Source organism: Pigmentiphaga litoralis, assembly GCF_048632615.1.
In the GTDB taxonomy this organism is placed as follows: Bacteria; Pseudomonadota; Gammaproteobacteria; order Burkholderiales; family Burkholderiaceae_B; genus Pigmentiphaga; species Pigmentiphaga litoralis_B.
The window spans coordinates 4,773,112-4,790,176 of sequence record NZ_CP184479.1 but is presented as its reverse complement, the minus strand read 5'-3'; the positions used below and the strand labels follow the sequence as shown (position 1 = coordinate 4,790,176).

Sequence of the window (17,065 nt, the reverse complement as noted above, 5' to 3'; positions counted from 1 at the left end):
TCAATTCTTTGGCGATGAATTCGTCGGGTAGAACTCGGGGATAGGCGTCCGGAAGCTTTGGACATAGCGGTCCCAAGTGGCGCGCGTGGTGGCGCCGAGGGTCGGGACGGCGGGACCGGCGTAGCGGCCGTCCGCCTGCATCGCCAGAGCGCTGCGGCTGACGTCGCCGACGGGAGGCGTGCCGGTAATGGTGGGCTGAGGGACCGGGGCGGGGGCAGTGGACCGCGGCGGTGCGGCTTGCAGGGCGGCTTGCGGCGCGGCTTGCGAGGCGGCAGCTTGCGGCGCGGATTGCAGCGCGGATTGCGGGGCGGCTTGCGGGGCGGCTTGCGGGGCGGCTTGCGGCGCGGCCTGCGCGGCGGCGGCTTGCGGCGCGGCCTGCGCTGCGGCGGCTTGCGGCGCGGCCGGGTTCGGCAACTGCCGGACTACGGACGGACCCGTGGCTGGCTGCGTGGATGGCGCAGCCACGGGCGGCGCGGGTTGCCGCGCGCGTTGCTGCGCGGTCTGTTCGGCGGCCTGCCGTTGCATGGCCTGCTCCTGCAGCGCGCGTTCGCGGCCGGCAACGGCTTCCGACTGTTGCCGGGCGGCCGCGGCGTCGGCATCCGGCTGTCCATCGGTCTGCATCATGGTCCCGGTCACGGGCGAGTTCTGGGCGTGCGCCGCCAGCGGCGCGGCAAGTGTCATCAGAATCGGCAGCGCCTGCGCCAGGCGATACATCAGTGTGTTGCGGGTGGAAGTCATGGCCGTATTTCCGTTCGTCATTCAGGCTAGGTAAGGCGTGCGTCAGTCCAAGGTCGGCACGGGCGGCTAAGGGGAAGAAAAGCGGTCGAGCAGGGATTGCATCGGCGCCTCGGGCGGCAAGGACCGGTCGGTCGGTGGTGCGGTGACGGCATTGGCGCTGTTCATCGGCGATGCCGGCGCAGCATAGGCAGGCACAGGCGCGCGTGGGGTCGCGCTCGGACTCGCGCCCTGGACGGCCGCGGCATCCCGATCACGCATCCCGCCGGGCGTCTGCGACATCGCCTGCGACACCGGTTGTGCCGCCGTGGCCAACGCCACCGCAGGCATCGCCCGCGCCTGTTCTGGCACGCGCAGGCCGGTGGCCAGGCGGCGCACGGCGGCACGCGTGGCCGCTGGCATCTCGGCTTTCTCCATCACCGCGTCCGCCCTTCCCTCTTCGCCTGCGACCAGCAAATACAAGGCCAGATTGCCGACGATCTTCTGATTGGTGGGCGCAAGCTCGGCGGCCTGCGCGATCGACAGACGCGCCGCCGCCAGATCCCCTGGCGCAGCAGGGCGTAGCCGAGGTCGCTCACGATCAGGGCATTGGTCGGATCGCGCCGGGCCGCCTCGCGCAGCGCGGCAACCGCGCCCGTGAAGTCGCCCCGCCCACCCGCCACCAGCCCCAGGCCTTGCGACGCCGCGGCAGCTACCGACGTATCCTGCAGCTTGCGATAGACCGCCTCGGCCTGCGCGGCCTGCCCCGATTCGCGCAGGCCGTGCGCCCGCAGCAATCCGACATCGGGCGCCACGCCGTACTTCTGTTCGAACGCATCGACGTGCGCCAACGAGGCGAAATACAGTCCCTTGCCCTGCATCTCGCGGATCATCGACAGATACATGCCCCGGTTGTCCGCGACCGGCTCCTGGTTGGCGACCTGTTGGCGCATGACTGCTTCTTCGTTGATCTGCTGCTGGCTCATGCCATAACCATTCGGCGTCGTGCAGCCCGCGGCAAGCAGCATGCCGCCCGCCGCGATCAAGGTGGCGGCGCCCTTCCGGCAACGCGATGTGGTGTCGTGTGTCATCAGCTTCCCAATCGAGCCAGACCGCGGAACACGGCCAGGAATCCCGCGCCGGCCGTGACGATGATGAGCGCGGGCAACAGGGTCAGCACCATGACTCCGGTCATCTTTACCGTCAGCTTGCCGACCCGTTCTTTCAGCAACATGCGGCGCTGCTCGCGCACCCGTTCGCTGAATTGTTTGAGCGGTTCCTGCACCGCGCCGCCGTGCTTGTCCACCTGCACGATCAGCCGGGCCACGGCGGCCAGGTCTTCGTTGTCGAAGCCGGTCGCAAGACGCTGCAGCGACTGTTCCCGCCCCAGGCCGCGGGCGTGCTGGTTCGTGGCGATTTCGAGCTCGCCCGCCAGCACGGGAATCACGCGGCCGAACTCGGTCACGATGACGTGCAGGCTCTGGTCGATGGACAGGCCCACGCCCTGCAGCAATCGCAGCAGGTCGATCAACAGCGGCAGTTCGTCGGCGGCCCGCTTGACCCGCGCGCTCGCCACTTTCTGCAGCACCCACTTGGGCAGCATGTAGCCGATACCAAAACCGATGAAAAGACCGAAGGCAATGACCTTGAAGGAATGCGAGCCTTCCAGATACAGCCATATCGCCAGGGGCAGCGCCAGTCCCAACACCGCGCGCGCGAAGATGAACTGGGACCGTGCCCGCACCGGATCCTTGAAGCCGCAGCGATCGACCAGCAAGCGGTCTTCGGCGGCCAGCAGTTGTGCGCCAATGCGGCCCTCGCCCCACTTGCGGCCCAGCTCGGCCGTGCTGTCGAACATGGCGCGCATGCGGTCGCGCGAGCCCGGCGCGGCGGCGCGGGCCATGGCGTCTGCCAGTTCGGGCTGCTCGCGCGCCGTGATCGCGGAATTGACGGTGCGCTGGCTGCGCGTCTGGCGTGACGAGCGCGAGAGCAGCGACAGACCCGCCAGCAACAAGGCGGCGGCCAGGGCCACCAAGGCGGCTGCGGTCAGAAGTTGCGGGGTCATGCGGCCTCCTTCATACCGACTTGGCCATGCGATACAGCCAGAAAGACCCGGCCACCTGCAGGAACACGGCGCCCAGCAGCATCTTCTTGCCCGACGCGTCGTCCCACATGCCCATGAACATCGCATTGTTGAAAATGACAATGAACCCGGCCACGAAGATCGGCAGCAGCGCCAGGATCCAGGCCGACAGACGCACCTCGGCCGACAAGGCGTGCAATTCTTCGCGCGCCTGTTGCAGGTCGCGCATGAAGCCCGCCATCCGCTCGAGCACCATGTCGCTGCGGCCGCCGAAACGCAGCGCGACGCCGATCACGGCGGCCACCAGTTCCAGTTCGCGAAAGCGATACAGGCGCGCGACATAGAACAGCGACGCATCCAGTTCCATGCCGGCCCGGTTCAACTGATTGGCGCGCTCCAGCACGTCGAACAAAGGGCGCTCGACGCCAGGCACTGCGGTATGGAAGGCCGAGCCCAGGCTGTTGCCGATCGTGATCAGGCGCACCAGCCCATCGATCAGTCCGGGGAGTTGGCGCACCATCGCTGCGTTGCGTTTGCTCGCTGCGTACCACAGGCGGAAATAGGTGCCAACGACAACCAATCCGGCGGTAATGACCGCCCCGAGCACGCCGCTGAACAGCAGCGCCACCAGGGGCAGGATCACCAGCAGGCCGATCATGGGCGCATAGAAACGCGTGTCGCCTGTCATGCCGGCGCGCAGCAACAGGTTGTCCCAATGACCGCCGATGCCCGAAACGCGCATGGGCGCGCGACCCGTCTGGATCTCTGGAGGCGGGGCCGCCGCGGGCGCCACCGACGCCACCGACCGGCCAAGCTGCTGTTCGACGAACGCACTCGCGGCGTTGCGGCGCGTGCGCGCCGACGACGACTGCCAGAGCCACAGCGCCGCCGCGACCAGCAGCAGCGCCATGCAGAGGATGCCCAGTACCGCGACGCTCATCAGCGGCCTCGCGACCAGAAGCCGCCGTTGCCGCCCGCGGCGGGCGCCGGCGCATCCGGCGTCGGCGCCCGCAACTGGTCGCGGTACTTCGCCAGCTTGGGCGTGTGAGGATGGATGCCGAGCGAGATCCAGCGATCCTTTTCTTCCCCATCGGGCGTCACGAAACTTTCGTAGCGGAACAGTTCCTGGGTGGCGATGACGTTGTCACCCATCCCGGTCACCTCGGAAATGGAAGTGATGCGCCGGCGCCCGTTCGACAGGCGGCCGATCTGCACCACGAAGTCGAGGGCACTGGCGATCTGCCGGCGCAGGCTGTCTTCGCTGCCCTGGAAGCCGGCAAAACCCGCCAGCATCTCGATCCGGTACAGACACTCGCGCGGCGAGTTGGCGTGAATGGTCGCCATTGACCCTTCGTGACCCGTGTTCATCGCCTGCAGCATGTCCATCACTTCCGGACCGCGCACTTCGCCGACCACCACGCGGTCGGGACGCATGCGCAAGCTGTTGCGGATCAGGTCGCGAATGGTGACCGCGCCCGCGCCTTCGAAGCCGCCTTGCCGCGATTCCAGACGCACCACATGCGGGTGGTTCAGGGACAGTTCGGCGGTGTCTTCCACGGTCACCACACGTTCGGTGTCGGGCACAAAAAGGCCAGCGCATTCAGCAGCGACGTCTTGCCCGAGCTGGTGCCGCCCGACACCAGGATGTTGCAGCGTTCGCGCACGGCCACGCTCAGCAGGCGATGGATCTCTTCATTGAAGGTACCCAGGGTGAGCAGGTCGTTGGGTTTGAGCGGGTCCTTGCGAAACTTCCGGATCGACACCATCGGCCCATCGACGGCCAGGGGCTCGATCACCACGTTCAGACGGCCGCCGTCGGGCAGGCGCGCATCCACCATCGGGCTGGATTCGTCGAGCCGCCGTCCCAGCGGCGCGAGAATGCGGCGCACGATCCGCAACAGATGATTGTTATCGCTGAAGCGCAGGCTTTCCTTGGCCAGGATGCCGCGGCGCGACACGAACACGTTGTCATAGCCGTTGATCAGGACATCTTCGACGGCGGCATCGGCCAGCAGGTCTTCCAACGGACCCAGGCCCGCGAGTTCCTTGGTCAGGGCGGCGGACACCTGGCGCAGTTCGCTTTCATTGATCGGCACCCGGCGCAGGCGCACGAAGCTGTCGACCTCCAGGTCGACGAACTGCTGGATGGCCGCGCGCGACCACCGGCCAAACTCCGCGCCCAGTTCTTCGATCCGGCTCAGAAGGTGCTCGTGCGCGGCCGCCTTCACGTCGTGAAAGCGTTGCGTGTTGACGAAGGCCACGCCGTCATCGGCGAATTCGATAGAAGCCGTCATGTCCATGATTCCTGTTCTATCCCAGTGAACTCAAATGCCCGGTGCATGCCCATGGCTAGGCCAGGTGCTTCTGCACACCGGGCAGCCAGCGCGACAACCACTTGTTCGTGCCTGCCTTCTCGGTCCGTTCCGACAACACGTCGGCCAGGTTCTGCAGCGCGCGCACATAGGGGTCACGATCGGACACCTCGTGCAGCAGGCGGCCCTGGTTGGTGCTGCTCATCAGGGCCAGCGTGCGGTCGGGCAACGACGCCAGCAGCTCGACCCCAAAACGTTCCGCGATCTGGTCGGACGTCATGCCGTACCGTTCGTCATACCGATTGACCACCAGGCGCAGACGGGAACGATCGACGTCGCGGCCATCCAGATCGCGCAGGATGTCGGCCAGCGACACCAGCGATCCGACACCCTGATCGGTCACCAGCCAGGTCTGATCGGCCGCCCGCACCAGGCTGGCGACGAACTCGGGATTGGTGAACCCGCCAAGGTCGGCCAGCAGCACACCGAAGTGCTCGCGCAGCTTTTCGAGCAGGCCCAGCGAATCCGCATGGGACACCGTCCGCATCTCGCTCAGGTCGCGCGGCAGCGGGATCACCGTGACACCGCTTGCGCTGCGCGACAGCGCCGTATTGACCAGCGTTTCGTCAAAGCGGCGCAGGTTGCGCACGGCCTCGGCAAAGTGGAAAGTGCCCGATACGTTCAGGTACAGCTGCCCGTCGGCGATGGGCCAACCCAGGTCAAGCAGCGCCGCCTTCTGCGAGCCGGCGCCGGGCGCGGGGCTTTCCGGCCGGCTTCCGGCGCGGCCGGGGGGCGCTCATCTGCATATGGACCAGCGTCGACAGATGCGCGCCCAGGGTACTTGCGCCTACCCCTGCCCGCACACCCAGAATCACGATCAGCTGCCCGCGGCCGGGCCGGCGCGAGCGGCCTCCGCCGTTGGACTGCAGGACTCGGCGCACCACGTCCTGCACTTCGTTTTCGTTGGCCAGGTCGATGAAGTCCCGCACACCGGCCCGCAGCGCGGCGATCGCGCCTTCGGGCCGGGTGATCGAGCCGACCGCGACCACCGGCAGCGTCGGCGCGACGCGGGCCAGCTGGCGCGCCAGCTCGGTGGCCTGCGCCATCTTGCCGGGTTGCGATTCGTCGATCCCGAAATCCAGGAACACCATCTGGGGAATGAGTTCGGCCAGCCTGACCGACAGGCGATCGGATGCCGCGTCTTCCTGCACCATCATCCCGTCATCGGCCAATGCGGCGGCCAGGTGCTGGGCGGCGGTGTTGTCTGTCGTGAAGAACAGGAAACGGCGGGCATCGTGCAAACTGGCCAACTCCTTGGTTCGCGCGTTCATAAGTCTTGCTCCTGGGCGACCTCGTAGCCCTATTTGGAAAAGCCTGGCAGCTCATCGCCGCTGGCAATTCCCAACACATAACTGCCCCATGCATTCGCCGGGGTATCGCGCTTGTCCTGCGACGCGCCCGGCAAGGGCAACGCCACGCCTTTCATGATCGGCCGCACCAGCCGCGGCGTGACCACGATCAGCAGCTCTTTTTCGCGCTGCTGGTAGTTCATGCTTCGGAAGAAGGCGCCAATGATCGGCAGGTCGCCGAGCAGGGGCAGCTTCGACAGGTTCGACGACGTCGTCCGCGACACCAGCCCGCCGATCACGTAGCTTTCGCCATCACCCAATTCCACTGTGGTATCGGCACGCCGCGTGATGATCGCGGGGATCTGCGTGCCGTTGATGTTGACGCCATTCGTGTAGTCCAGATCGCTGGCCTCGGGCGCAACCTTGAGCGCGATGCGGTCCTTGGACAGCACCGTCGGCGTCACGGTCAGGCCTATGCCAAAGGGCTTGTAGACCACCGTCGTGGTGCCCAGACCGCCCGCCTGCGGCACGGGCAATTCGCCGCCGGCCAGGAACTTGGCGCTCTGCCCCGACAGTGCCACCAGCGTCGGTTCGGCCAGTACCCGCGCCAGACCGTTCGATTCCAGCAGCCGCAGATTGGTGTCGAGCAGGAAGTTTCCGCGCGTCAAGCCCAAGCCAAGGTCGAACATGGCGCCGGTGGGCGCAATCTGGCTGGCCAGCCCGAAGTTGAAGGAACCGCGGGTATTGCTGGCCGAGAAATTGAAGCCCGCCTCTTTCAGCGTCTGTTTGTTGAATTCGACAACTTTCACCTCGACCTGCACCACACCGCCTGCTTCGACCACCGAGTTGTCGAAGACCTGCTGCGCGCCCACCGCGTTGTCGGCGGCCGCTGCCGCGCGCCGATGCGACAGCAGGGAGTCGGCACGGCCGCTCATGACGGCCGTATCACCGTAGATCTGGGTCTTGACGCCCTCGTCGGGCAGCAAGGTCGCCAGGTCGCCGGTCACACGCACCAGATAGATCTGCGGGGCTTCAACCCCGCGCAGCCACACCGACACCATGGTCGTGCCGGGCTTCCTGCCCACCACCGCAACGCTGCCGCGGCGCGTCTCCGTGGCCTTTTCCAGGACGACATCCGCCACTTCCGGATCCACGACGGCCACGCGTTCAAGCGCACCCGGAATCGACAGCTGATACTGATCGCGCACGGCAACGGACACCTGCCGCGGGCCGTCATCGGCCGCGCTGGCGGGCGCACTGCAACACAGGGCCAGCGCCGCAGCGAGCGGCCATTTGCGGAGATCCATCCTTGAAAGTCCTGTCGTCATCGATGCTCTGTCCACTTAAAAGCTGACCGTTTCACGCTGCGTGCCGCGCACTACTTCCACCGTATTCGGCTGGACACGCGGTGGCGTCGGCGCCGCCGCCACGGGCCGAGGCGCGGCGGGACGCGGAGCCGCCGCCTGCGACGGCGCGCGCGGGGGCGGCGCGGTGCGCCCCTCGCCCGCCAGGCCGCTCAGTTCGTTGCCGGCGTAGGCCAGGTTGTCGGCGTTGCCAAGTGCCTGGCGCTGCTCGGGCGTCAAGGTGCCCTTGGCCGCCAGCACCGTCGGCACCTCGGGAAACAAGGCCACGTCCGGCACTGTGGGATCGGTAGGGTGACGCAGCGCCAGTTGCAGGCGGCCGTTCTGCGTCGCCAGCAACAGGCGATTTACGTCGGCGGTGGGAACGGCCATAACGGCCGTGCGCGGCACGACCGGACCGTTGTTGCGCAGGGTTTCCTCGGATGCCGGCGGGCCGTCCACCGAGTCCTGGCCGTACGTCAGCACACGCAGCCGCGAAAGCAGCAGACGCGATTGGGTCTTGCTGATGTCCTGCGATTGCTTGAGGGTGAAGAAGACGTCGACCATGTCGCCCGGGGTCACGCGATTGCCGCTGCCGACCACCTCGTCCACCGACACCGCGACCGCGCGTTCGCCTTCCTTCAATTGCAGCGTCAGGCCCTTGGCCAGCGTCGCATCCACGACGGGCGTGCCGGGGCCGATATCGATCTTGGGAATCTTGCCAGCCAGGGCCGCCACTGTCGTGAAACTGCCGGCGGGATGGATCGGCAGCGGGACGACCTTCAGCGACGCGGGGTCGATCACCGTGCCGGCAGGCAGCAGCTTGTCCGCCACCACGACCTGGAACTGGGCCTGCGAGACGGGGTTGCTGGCCTCGGCCGGCGGCGGGGCGTCCGGCGTCCGGACCAGCATCAGCGCGTACACGCCCAGCAGCAGGGCCACCAGGACCAGCAGCGCTGCAACGATCTTGGTCACATTGTTCATCGACTCGGGGCCTTATAGGTCAGCATGGCTATGGAAAACGATTCAGCTCGCGGTCGCGCCGATCTGCACGGTGCCGCGGGACGTCAGGTTGAGGGAATCCAGTTGCTGCCCGGCCCGAAGACCGTTTCGAGCCACGCGCCCAGTGGGACCAGTTCAGGAATGAGCGGGTAGTTGCGGTAGTTGGCATAGGTGACCTCGACCGTGCCGCAGGTCAGCACCGCGCTGTAGGTGCACGGCTGTATGGTCGGCGCGCAAACGACCGGACCTTGGCCAAGCGTCTGGCGAAATTGATTGAGCCACACCATCGAAGCATTGGCTGCCGAACAGCCCATGGCGCTGGCCGTGGCGGTCGGCGACGGCGCGATGGAGGCCTGCAGCATGGCGCGAGCGCCTTCTTGCGCCGCGCGCGACAAGGTCTGCTGCACCACGAGCAAGGCGCCATAGCTGGCGATACCGAAAAAGATCAGCAGGAAGAGCATGCACACCAGCGAGAACTCGAGCGCCGCGACACCGCGTTGCCGGCCCTGCTGCGGCAAGCGAAGGCCCGGGCGCGAATCCGCCTTGGCGGCATGGGACGCGGCGCGCAGCATCATGCCCCCGTCCCCATGCGCTGCAGCACGGCCGGATCGAGCGTGACGGTCGCCACGCCTTGCAGATTGCCGGGTACGACCAGCCCCAGCCCTGGCATGGTGGGGACCAGCGGATTGGCGCGGTAGTTGTAGGCGACCGTGAGCGTGGCCTGGCACTGGTCGGTTGCCTGATAGCCGCAGAACACCCTGGCGCTCGGCACACCGCCCGTGAAGCGCGCACTGCACATCGATGCGCCGGCGGTTCCGTCGGCGTTGGCGCAGCGGCCGTTGATGACGGCCTCACAGGTCGGTGCGGCGCCCGCGTTCTGCAGCCAGCTCACACGATCGGCGGCGACCTGACAGGCCAGCGACAGCCGCTCGTTGAGCTGCGCCATCATCACGGAGCTGCCGGACGTCGTCACCAGCCGATATCGCAATGTCGCGCGGGCGCCGTCTTCGGCCGCCAGCGTCAACGACTGCTTGGCGGTAAAGATCAGGCCGAACGTCAGCACGCCGTAGAACAACAAAAAGAAAATCGGGAAAACAATGGCGAATTCGATCGCATAAACCCCGGACTGACGTCCTGGTGCATAGTCGACACGGCGGCCATTGCCAGGCCTCGTCTTGCCGGTACCACGCATCGTGCTTCCCCTGCTCAACCCAAAAATTCTGCCTCTGTCGAGGGATACGAACGGCACTGCGTGCCGCAACACATGAAGTCAGGCCGTGGCGGTCTCCTTGTGATGGTTGGGCGGGGCCCTGCCCCGCCCGGGGCTCAAACGGCGATGCCCAGCGGGCTCGTTACGTCGCGCTCTTGAGCTTGGTTGAAATACGGGTGAACAATCCCGACAGGTCGGTGCCCAGCGCGGTCAGCGCCACGATGATCCCGACAGCGACCAGACCGGCGATCAGGCCATACTCGATGGCCGTGGCGCCCTCTTCTTCCCGAAGGAAATCCGTGATGTGTTGTTGCATGATTGACTCCTTGAACGTCCACTTATTGCTGCCGGCAAATCACGATTGCCAGACCAGCATTCCCACCGCTCCCACCGCCATATAGGCGGCGTACGGAATTCCGCGCCGTGGCCGGCTTCCCTGCGGGTCGGTCGTGGAACGCCACGTCGCGCGCAACGGCAGTACGGCAACAAGCCGTTCACCGATATCGCGCGCCGCGACATGCCAGAGGGATCCGCTGGCGCCCTGGACCAGGGCGTGCATGCCTGCCATCAGGCTGGCAACCACGAACACCGGCAGCAAAGACGCAGGACCCATCCACCATCCCAACACCGCAAAAAACTTGACGTCTCCCGCACCCATGGCGCGAAACGCATACAGCGGCAGCAGAAGCACGAATCCGACCACGAGACCGGTGACCGCCGGTTCCAGTTCGGTAACCAGATGGCTCGCGCCACCCGCACCCAACGCAAGAAAGCCCGCCTGCGCGACCAGCGCCGTGCAGACCACCACGTTGAACACCTTGCGCACGCTCAGGTCAGTGGCTGCGACAACCGCACAGACCAGAAGAAAACTGACCAGGTGAATGACGTCGAACATATGGGTGTCCAAAATCCCGGAGCCGGTAAGGAACGACCGGTACGGAATCAAGTAATGGCTGTGACCTTCGTCGAGATTCGATTAAACAACTGGCTTAAATCGCCGCCCAGTGCTGTCAAAGCAAGGATAATGCCCAACGCCACCAGCCCTGCAATCAAACCATATTCAATGGCGGTTGCGCCATCCTCGTCCTTGAAAAACCTGGAAACCGTGTGCATTATTTACTCCCGAAACTTCAGTGGACTTTTCGATAATCTTATTCGAACGCGTCTATGCATCTCGATATCGAAGTTGCGGTATCCAACCAATCTTGTCATGGATTCCGAAACATTCGTTTACTGCATCTATCCTTCAACCTGCTGGCGCGTGGTCAGCACCGTCTCAAGCTTGCTTGCCATTTGAAGGTGGCTGTCCCGGCTGCTGCGGTAGATTTCCACGCGCATCACGATCAGGCTCACCAGCGAAATCAGGAAGACGGCATACGGCAGGACATCACCGTCGAACTGCAGGCCACTGAAGTCGCGTGGAACGGTGCACACGATGGCGCCAGCTGCCACGCCCAGGTAGTGCATGCCGCACACCGCCAGCGCCATCAACACCGCGGCGCCGATGCGCTGCCATTCGGTATAAAGGTTGAACGCAAGCCACAACGCCACGGTCGCGGCAACGACTGCAACCACGAATGAGGCGGTCACCAGCCAGCGGTTCCATTCGAAGACCGCCGACATACGCATGGAATCCATGCCCAGGTAATGCATGGCCACGACGCCCAGCCCGGCCACGACGCCAGCGATGGCGCAGCGAGCCAGCGTGAACCGCGCGCGGCCGACGAACCACAGGGCAGCACCGGAAAAGGCCATGGCTACCACCAGGCTGAACAGCGTCAACGGCGCACCGTAAGCCACGCGTGACGGAATAATCTGAGCGGCCATGCCAATGAAATGCATGCCCCAGATGCCTACACCGCCCAGGGCGACGGCCGACGCAACCACGTAACCCATGTGCGTGCGGTTGTCGGGCGTCCGGATCCGGCTTGCCGCAAGCAGCGCGACATAGGCGCCCAGCACCGAAATCGCAAAAGAAAGAGCGACCAGACCGCTGTCGAATTGCAAAGGAATGATGTCGCCGGGTTGCATCTGTCTCTTTCCAGGTAACTCTCTGTTACTAGCTAAACTACAGGGATAAATCAAACGCTTTCAATATCTCGCCGCTGCGATATCAACCGACCAAACGTTGATTTCGAAATAACCAATTGGTAATCACACCATCACAGACGGGAAAATCGAAACTCCGCGAGCAATTAATAAGAAACATTATTGGACATACTTCAGTTAGCGAGTATCGACCACGACCGTCCCACAATCGTCCCAACGTGAACAAAGCTGCTGTTAACCCTGAGTTAATCGCGCCACAGGGTGTTTCCACCCACGTCCGTGTGCCAAACTTGCGACCAATCACCCGTGCTGATAACACCTGTCCCGAGGCTTTTTCGGATGCCCCATCACCCTCGTCTGCGCACTGCCTGGCTGCCCGCAGCGCTGCTTGCTGCTCTGCCCTATATGGCCCATGCGGCTGACAGCCCAGGATTGGGCAACCCGCTCGACACGCTGCCGCCTCGCCCCGCCAATCCCGCGCCAGCTGCGCCGCCGGTCGTCACGCCTCAAACGCCGTCATCGGACGCGCAGCAGTCCACCCTGGCCAGGATCATCACGCCCGCCAACTTCGATGTGACCGGCGTCACGGCGCTTCCCTTTGCTGATGTCGTCGCCATCCTGGAGCCGCTGGCAGGCAAGCCCACCACCGTGGCCGAGCTGATCGGTGCCGCCGACCGCATCACCGAGCTGTATCGGCAGCAAGGCTATGTCTTGTCATTCGCGTTGATCCAGAACCAGGACTTTGCCGGCGGGCTGGTCAAGGTGACGGTCGTCGAAGGCTACGTCGGCAGTACGCAGATCAGCGGCGACGTTGGACCGGCCATCGCCAAGCTGCAGGACTACGCGCGGGTCATCGAGCAGGAACGTCCGCTGACCCGCAAGACGCTGGAACGTCAGCTGAACCTGATGGCCACCGTGGCTGGCATGAAGATGAAGCCGGAACTGAGCTTGCCCAAACGGGCCGACGGCGCGACGGAACTGACGCTGGCCGTCGAACACAAGGCCTTCCGCTTCGACGCCGGGATCAGCAACCTGAGCACCGGGACCCATGCCATCGTGACGGCGACCACGAGCAGCCTTACCCCGCTGGCGGAGCAGGTGCAGCTGATGGCGGCCGTGCCCAGCGGAAGCGACAAACTGCAGTACTACGCAGGCAACGTGGTGGTGCCGATCGGAAGCGATGGCATGACGATCAAGGCCGATGCATTCAGCTATCGCGCGGAGCCGCAGAACGACATCCTGCAGGCGCAAGGACTGGACCGCGAGATCCAGAACCAGCGGGCCGGCGTCAGCATCAGCTATCCCTTTATCATCAGCAACCAGCAGGCACTGACCGGAACCGCAGGGGTCTACGCGTCAAGCAGCCGCGATACGTACCGCAGCCAGGCGACGGGCGCATCGGCGCAACTGACGACCCATCTGCGGGTACTGCATGCCGACGTCACTTACGCCGACAGTTCCTTGCTGCAATCGCGCCGCCTGACCGCGAGCATCAACAAGGGACTGGACGCGCTGGATGCACGGCAGAACCAGCAGGGCATCGGCGTGAACTACGACCTCGACTTCACGCGCTTTATGTTGGGCGGCACGCAATCGTTGACGCTGCCCGCGCAATTTGGCCTGTCGTTGTCGGCCCTGGGCCAGTACAGTTCGAATTCACTGCCCACGTCAGAGCAGATCACGTTCGGCGGGCAACGATTCGCGCGTGGCTATCCGGCTGGCGAAGTCGGCGGCGACAAGGGTTACGGCGCGGCATTCGAAGTCAACCGGCGCTTTGCCACGGGCCTGACGTATGTGCCGGTGGTGCAGCCCTATGTCGTGGCCGATGCCGCGCGCGCGTCGTTGAACGACAGCCGCTTTACGTTGGCGACGCGCAAGCTGGCTTCCGTGGCCCTAGGACTGCGGGTGACGGACCAGAAACGGTATGCGCTCGATCTCAATCTGGCCAAGCCTGTCGGCGATCGTCCGGTCAACGCCAATGGACGCCCATTGCGCTTCAACGCCAACTATTCGTTCCAGTTCGAATAACGCAGTCTCGTTACGTAACGCTGTTTCCGGCGCTACGTAACGCCCCCGCCGTTCTGGCCCTCTTCCGCCGCTTTCCAAGCCCTTCGCGCAGTGTGTCGATCCCACCGCCGCGAATTCTCGCGGCCCCTGATTTCTCCTGTGTTTGCAAGACCTTAGCGTCCTCGGCGAGGTGCGCGGGCATGTGGCTTTTCGCAGTCGATCCATGCATTGGCATACGTTTTGCAATGAGGGGATCAGGCAGTCACGCCGCATCAGAAAGACAGAGGAACATCATGAACACACAGATCACAAAACCAGGCGGTCGCGTATTGGTCGCCGCCATGCTGCTGGCGCTTTCTTCGCTGTCGGGGTGTTCCTCGTCCGGCGGAACCAGTGGTCTCGTCGGCGGTGGTTCGGGGGATGCCGGCACGCCCGGCGGCGGCAGCGGCGGTGGCGGTGGCACACCGACGAATCCTGGCACGGGCACGAATCCGGGCAGTGGCACGGGCACGACGCCGGGTACCGGCACGGGCACGACTCCAGGCACCGGCACAGGCACGACTCCAGGCACCGGCACAGGCACGACTCCAGGCACCGGCACAGGCACGACCCCAGGTACTGGCACCGGCACGACCCCGGGCACTGGAACGGGCACGACCCCAGGCACTGGCACCGGCACGACCCCGGCACTGGCACCGGCACGACGCCGGGCACTGGCACCGGCACGACACCAGGCACCGGCACGGGCACGACACCAGGTACTGGCACTGGCACGACCCCAGGTACTGGCACGGGCACGACGCCGGGCACCGGCACGGGCACGCCCACCAATCCGGGCACACCGAATACGCCCCTTACCGGCGTGCTCGGCCCCGTCCTCGGCGGTGTTGGTCAGGTCGTTGACAATGTCATCGATGTAGGCGCGGCGCCCACCCTTGGCGGTGCCGGCACGCAGCTCGATCCCGTCATCACTCCCGTTGCCGGGAACGTCGCGGGTGCCACTCAAACCGTCGGTGCGGCCACCGGCCTGGGCGCGCCGCTCAATGGCGTCCTGGGCACCGTGGGCAGCACGGTCACCAACGTCGGCACGGCGTTGAACACCAGCAACTCGCCGCTGACCAGCGGCGTAAGCGGCCTGGTTGCCGGCCTTGGCAATACCGTCAGCAGCACGGGCGCTTTGCTCGATGGCACGGGCAATCCCGCGAACCCGGTCGGAACGGTCTTGACGAATCTGACGGGCGCCGTGAGCAGCCTGACGCAAAATGTCGGCGGCGAAGGCGGCCTGCTCTCCCCGATCACGACCCTGATCGGCAACGTCAATGGCGGCGCGGCCAATCCGCCGGTGCTCGGACCCAGCCTGGCCACCACGGGCCAGGCCGTCGACAACGTCGCCAACCTGAACCTCGCCAGCACGCTCGGCAAGGTCGGGACGGGCCTCGACCCGCTGGTCAGCCCGGTCGCAGGCGCGGCCACGACGTTGACGCAGAATGTCGGCGCGGCCACCGGTCTGGGCCAGCCGGTCAGCGGTCTGCTGACCTCGGTGGGCGGCGCGATCGCCAATGCCGGCACCAACACGGGTGGGTCTTTGCCGGTAGGCGGCACCGCGCTGAATAACGTTGTCACCGGTCTGGGCAACACGGTGGCCAGCGCGGGTGCACTGGTCAACGCCTCGCCTGCCGCCACGAACCCGCTGGGCTCGGTCCTGAACAATGCCACCGGTACGGTGCAGGCATTGACGTCGGGGCTGGGCGTGACGGGCGAAGGCGGCCTGCTCAGTGGCATCGTCGGCGGCGCCGGACAGGTCCCGGGCAATGGCGGCACGACGCCGACCACGGGCCTTGGCGCGGTGGTCGGCAATCTGCCGGTGGTCGGTTCCGTCGTTGCACCGATCGTTGCAGGTGACAACGGTCTGCTGACCAACCTGCCTGTCGTCGGCAACCTGCTGGGTGGCGCGACCCCGGCGCCTGGCACTGGCACTGGCACCGGAACCGGTGTTGGCGTTGGCGTGGGCGTCGGCGCAGCTGTTGGCGTCAACCTTGGCAGCGTCGTCGGCAATCTGCCGGTCGTCGGCAATATCCTGGGTGGCGCCACCACCCCGGGCACGGGCGCCACGCCACCCGCGACGGGCCTGGGCGCCATCGTCGGCAACCTGCCAGTCGTCGGTCCGGTCGTCGCCCCGATCGTTGCACCGGTCGTTGCAGGCAACAACGGTCTGCTGACCAACCTGCCAGTCGTCGGTCCAGTCGTCGCCCCGATCGTTGCACCGGTCGTTGCAGGCAACAACGGGGCGCTGACCAACCTGCCTGTCGTCGGCAACATTCTGGGTGGCGCGGCTACAACGCCGGGCACGGGAAACACGGCGCCTGGCGCACTAGTGCCGATTACCGGCAACCTCAACCAATTGGTGGGTGGCACCGGCAATGTGCTGGCGCCGGTCACCAGTGGGCTGCTCGGTAATACCGGTTCGTCCAGCCCGCTGCCCATCGCCAAGCCGGCGCTGACCAACACCGGCAGCGCCGTCGACAACCTCGTCAACGTCGGCGCCGCGCAAAGCCTCGGACAGGCCGGCGCGGCGCTCGATCCGATCGTCACACCCATCGTGGCTCCCGTGACAGCCGCCACGCAGACCGTGGGTGCACAAACGGGCCTGGGCGCACCGATCAACGCCATCGTGACGCAAGTCGGCGGCGCGCTGACCCAGGCCGGCACGCAGGTTGGCGGTACGACGCCGGTTCTCGGCACGGCGGTCGGCGGCGTGGTGACGGGTGTCGGCCAGGCGGTGACCAGCACTGGCGCGGTTGTGAGCACGGCCAATCCGGCGGCGCCTAATCCTGTAGGAGGTGTATTGACCAACCTTACGGGCGCGGTCAACAGTCTGACCTCGGGTGTGGGCCAAGCGGGGACCACAACCGGTACGACGGGCACGTCAGGCGCTTTGGCACCGGTGCAGAACCTGCTGGGCGGACTGCTCGGCGGCCGTAAGTAAACCACTACAAGGA

17 protein-coding genes and 1 pseudogene are annotated in these 17,065 nt (G+C 65.7%); 2 read left to right on the top strand and 16 right to left on the bottom strand.

The annotated features are described in order from the left end of the window. The 16 genes and pseudogenes from ACNANG_RS22105 to ACNANG_RS22030 all read right to left on the bottom strand — a co-directional run bounded on the left by ACNANG_RS22105 (position 1) and on the right by ACNANG_RS22030 (position 12,041). On the bottom strand, positions 1-738 hold the full coding sequence (locus ACNANG_RS22105) for a DUF3613 domain-containing protein (RefSeq protein ID WP_420224817.1): 738 nt from the start codon (positions 736-738) through the stop codon (positions 1-3). Between the two features lie 66 nt (positions 739-804). Next, positions 805-1,137, bottom strand: coding sequence for a hypothetical protein (locus tag ACNANG_RS22100; RefSeq protein ID WP_420224816.1), 333 nt, complete (start codon positions 1,135-1,137; stop codon positions 805-807). Between the two features lie 14 nt (positions 1,138-1,151). Beyond that, the gene (locus tag ACNANG_RS22095; protein WP_420224815.1) at positions 1,152-1,805 is read right to left on the bottom strand and encodes a tetratricopeptide repeat protein; all 654 of its coding nucleotides are present in this window, start codon (positions 1,803-1,805) and stop codon (positions 1,152-1,154) included. Continuing rightward, positions 1,805-2,779: a type II secretion system F family protein gene (locus tag ACNANG_RS22090; protein ID WP_420224814.1), complete on the bottom strand. Its 975-nt coding sequence runs from the start codon at positions 2,777-2,779 to the stop codon at positions 1,805-1,807. Before ACNANG_RS22090 ends, ACNANG_RS22095 begins: the two co-directional genes overlap by 1 nt. A gap of 10 nt (positions 2,780-2,789) precedes the next feature. After that, positions 2,790-3,737 carry a type II secretion system F family protein gene (locus ACNANG_RS22085; RefSeq protein WP_420224813.1) on the bottom strand — a complete coding sequence of 316 codons (948 nt, stop codon included), beginning with the start codon at positions 3,735-3,737 and terminating at the stop codon, positions 2,790-2,792. Next, positions 3,737-5,097, bottom strand: a pseudogene (locus tag ACNANG_RS22080) (CpaF family protein). Before ACNANG_RS22080 ends, ACNANG_RS22085 begins: the two are co-directional and overlap by 1 nt. 49 nt (positions 5,098-5,146) lie before the next feature. Further along, positions 5,147-5,758, bottom strand: a complete 612-nt coding sequence (locus ACNANG_RS22075) for a hypothetical protein (protein ID WP_420224812.1) — start codon at positions 5,756-5,758, stop codon at positions 5,147-5,149. A gap of 70 nt (positions 5,759-5,828) precedes the next feature. Then, entirely contained in the window at positions 5,829-6,440 is a 612-nt protein-coding gene (locus tag ACNANG_RS22070; protein ID WP_420224811.1) for a hypothetical protein, read from the bottom strand. Positions 6,441-6,469: 29 nt separating this feature from the next. After that, entirely contained in the window at positions 6,470-7,765 is a 1,296-nt protein-coding gene (locus ACNANG_RS22065) for a type II and III secretion system protein family protein (protein WP_420224810.1), read from the bottom strand. A 36-nt stretch (positions 7,766-7,801) separates the two neighbouring features. Beyond that, positions 7,802-8,782 (bottom strand): Flp pilus assembly protein CpaB, encoded by a 981-nt coding sequence (gene cpaB, locus ACNANG_RS22060; protein WP_420224809.1) that lies wholly within the window; start codon positions 8,780-8,782, stop codon positions 7,802-7,804. Positions 8,783-8,865: 83 nt separating this feature from the next. Further along, on the bottom strand, positions 8,866-9,375 hold the full coding sequence (locus ACNANG_RS22055) for a TadE/TadG family type IV pilus assembly protein (protein ID WP_420224808.1): 510 nt from the start codon (positions 9,373-9,375) through the stop codon (positions 8,866-8,868). Beyond that, positions 9,372-9,992: a TadE/TadG family type IV pilus assembly protein gene (locus tag ACNANG_RS22050; protein ID WP_420224807.1), complete on the bottom strand. Its 621-nt coding sequence runs from the start codon at positions 9,990-9,992 to the stop codon at positions 9,372-9,374. Before ACNANG_RS22050 ends, ACNANG_RS22055 begins: the two co-directional genes overlap by 4 nt. 160 nt (positions 9,993-10,152) lie before the next feature. Further along, positions 10,153-10,326 (bottom strand): Flp family type IVb pilin, encoded by a 174-nt coding sequence (locus ACNANG_RS22045; RefSeq protein ID WP_420224806.1) that lies wholly within the window; start codon positions 10,324-10,326, stop codon positions 10,153-10,155. Positions 10,327-10,365: 39 nt separating this feature from the next. Then, the gene (locus ACNANG_RS22040) at positions 10,366-10,905 is read right to left on the bottom strand and encodes an A24 family peptidase (RefSeq protein WP_420224805.1); all 540 of its coding nucleotides are present in this window, start codon (positions 10,903-10,905) and stop codon (positions 10,366-10,368) included. Positions 10,906-10,952: 47 nt separating this feature from the next. Next, positions 10,953-11,126, bottom strand: coding sequence for a Flp family type IVb pilin (locus ACNANG_RS22035; RefSeq protein WP_420227632.1), 174 nt, complete (start codon positions 11,124-11,126; stop codon positions 10,953-10,955). Positions 11,127-11,249: 123 nt separating this feature from the next. Further along, positions 11,250-12,041, bottom strand: a complete 792-nt coding sequence (locus ACNANG_RS22030) for an MHYT domain-containing protein (RefSeq protein ID WP_420224804.1) — start codon at positions 12,039-12,041, stop codon at positions 11,250-11,252. A 357-nt stretch (positions 12,042-12,398) separates the two neighbouring features. On the opposite strand from ACNANG_RS22030, the gene ACNANG_RS22025 reads away from it, so the two are divergent. Both ACNANG_RS22025 and ACNANG_RS22020 read left to right on the top strand, forming a co-directional pair. Then, positions 12,399-14,087: a ShlB/FhaC/HecB family hemolysin secretion/activation protein gene (locus tag ACNANG_RS22025; protein WP_420224803.1), complete on the top strand. Its 1,689-nt coding sequence runs from the start codon at positions 12,399-12,401 to the stop codon at positions 14,085-14,087. 202 nt (positions 14,088-14,289) lie between these two features. Then, positions 14,290-17,052 (top strand): beta strand repeat-containing protein, encoded by a 2,763-nt coding sequence (locus tag ACNANG_RS22020; protein ID WP_420224802.1) that lies wholly within the window; start codon positions 14,290-14,292, stop codon positions 17,050-17,052. The last annotated feature ends 13 nt before the right edge of the window (positions 17,053-17,065 follow it).

Excerpts from the sequence above, each read along its gene's own strand:
- ACNANG_RS22065 (WP_420224810.1), bottom strand. The coding sequence starts at position 7,765 with ATGGATCTCCGCAAATGGCCGCTCGCTGCGGCGCTGGCCCTGTGTTGC.
- ACNANG_RS22070 (WP_420224811.1), bottom strand. The coding sequence starts at position 6,440 with ATGAACGCGCGAACCAAGGAGTTGGCCAGTTTGCACGATGCCCGCCGT.
- ACNANG_RS22025 (WP_420224803.1), top strand. The coding sequence starts at position 12,399 with ATGCCCCATCACCCTCGTCTGCGCACTGCCTGGCTGCCCGCAGCGCTG.
- ACNANG_RS22085 (WP_420224813.1), bottom strand. The coding sequence starts at position 3,737 with ATGAGCGTCGCGGTACTGGGCATCCTCTGCATGGCGCTGCTGCTGGTC.
- ACNANG_RS22095 (WP_420224815.1), bottom strand. The coding sequence starts at position 1,805 with ATGACACACGACACCACATCGCGTTGCCGGAAGGGCGCCGCCACCTTG.
- ACNANG_RS22105 (WP_420224817.1), bottom strand. The coding sequence starts at position 738 with ATGACTTCCACCCGCAACACACTGATGTATCGCCTGGCGCAGGCGCTG.
- ACNANG_RS22100 (WP_420224816.1), bottom strand. The coding sequence starts at position 1,137 with ATGCCAGCGGCCACGCGTGCCGCCGTGCGCCGCCTGGCCACCGGCCTG.
- ACNANG_RS22045 (WP_420224806.1), bottom strand. The coding sequence starts at position 10,326 with ATGCAACAACACATCACGGATTTCCTTCGGGAAGAAGAGGGCGCCACG.
- ACNANG_RS22030 (WP_420224804.1), bottom strand. The coding sequence starts at position 12,041 with ATGCAACCCGGCGACATCATTCCTTTGCAATTCGACAGCGGTCTGGTC.
- ACNANG_RS22040 (WP_420224805.1), bottom strand. The coding sequence starts at position 10,905 with ATGTTCGACGTCATTCACCTGGTCAGTTTTCTTCTGGTCTGTGCGGTT.
- ACNANG_RS22050 (WP_420224807.1), bottom strand. The coding sequence starts at position 9,992 with ATGCGTGGTACCGGCAAGACGAGGCCTGGCAATGGCCGCCGTGTCGAC.
- ACNANG_RS22090 (WP_420224814.1), bottom strand. The coding sequence starts at position 2,779 with ATGACCCCGCAACTTCTGACCGCAGCCGCCTTGGTGGCCCTGGCCGCC.
- ACNANG_RS22055 (WP_420224808.1), bottom strand. The coding sequence starts at position 9,375 with ATGATGCTGCGCGCCGCGTCCCATGCCGCCAAGGCGGATTCGCGCCCG.
- ACNANG_RS22020 (WP_420224802.1), top strand. The coding sequence starts at position 14,290 with ATGCATTGGCATACGTTTTGCAATGAGGGGATCAGGCAGTCACGCCGC.
- cpaB (WP_420224809.1), bottom strand. The coding sequence starts at position 8,782 with ATGAACAATGTGACCAAGATCGTTGCAGCGCTGCTGGTCCTGGTGGCC.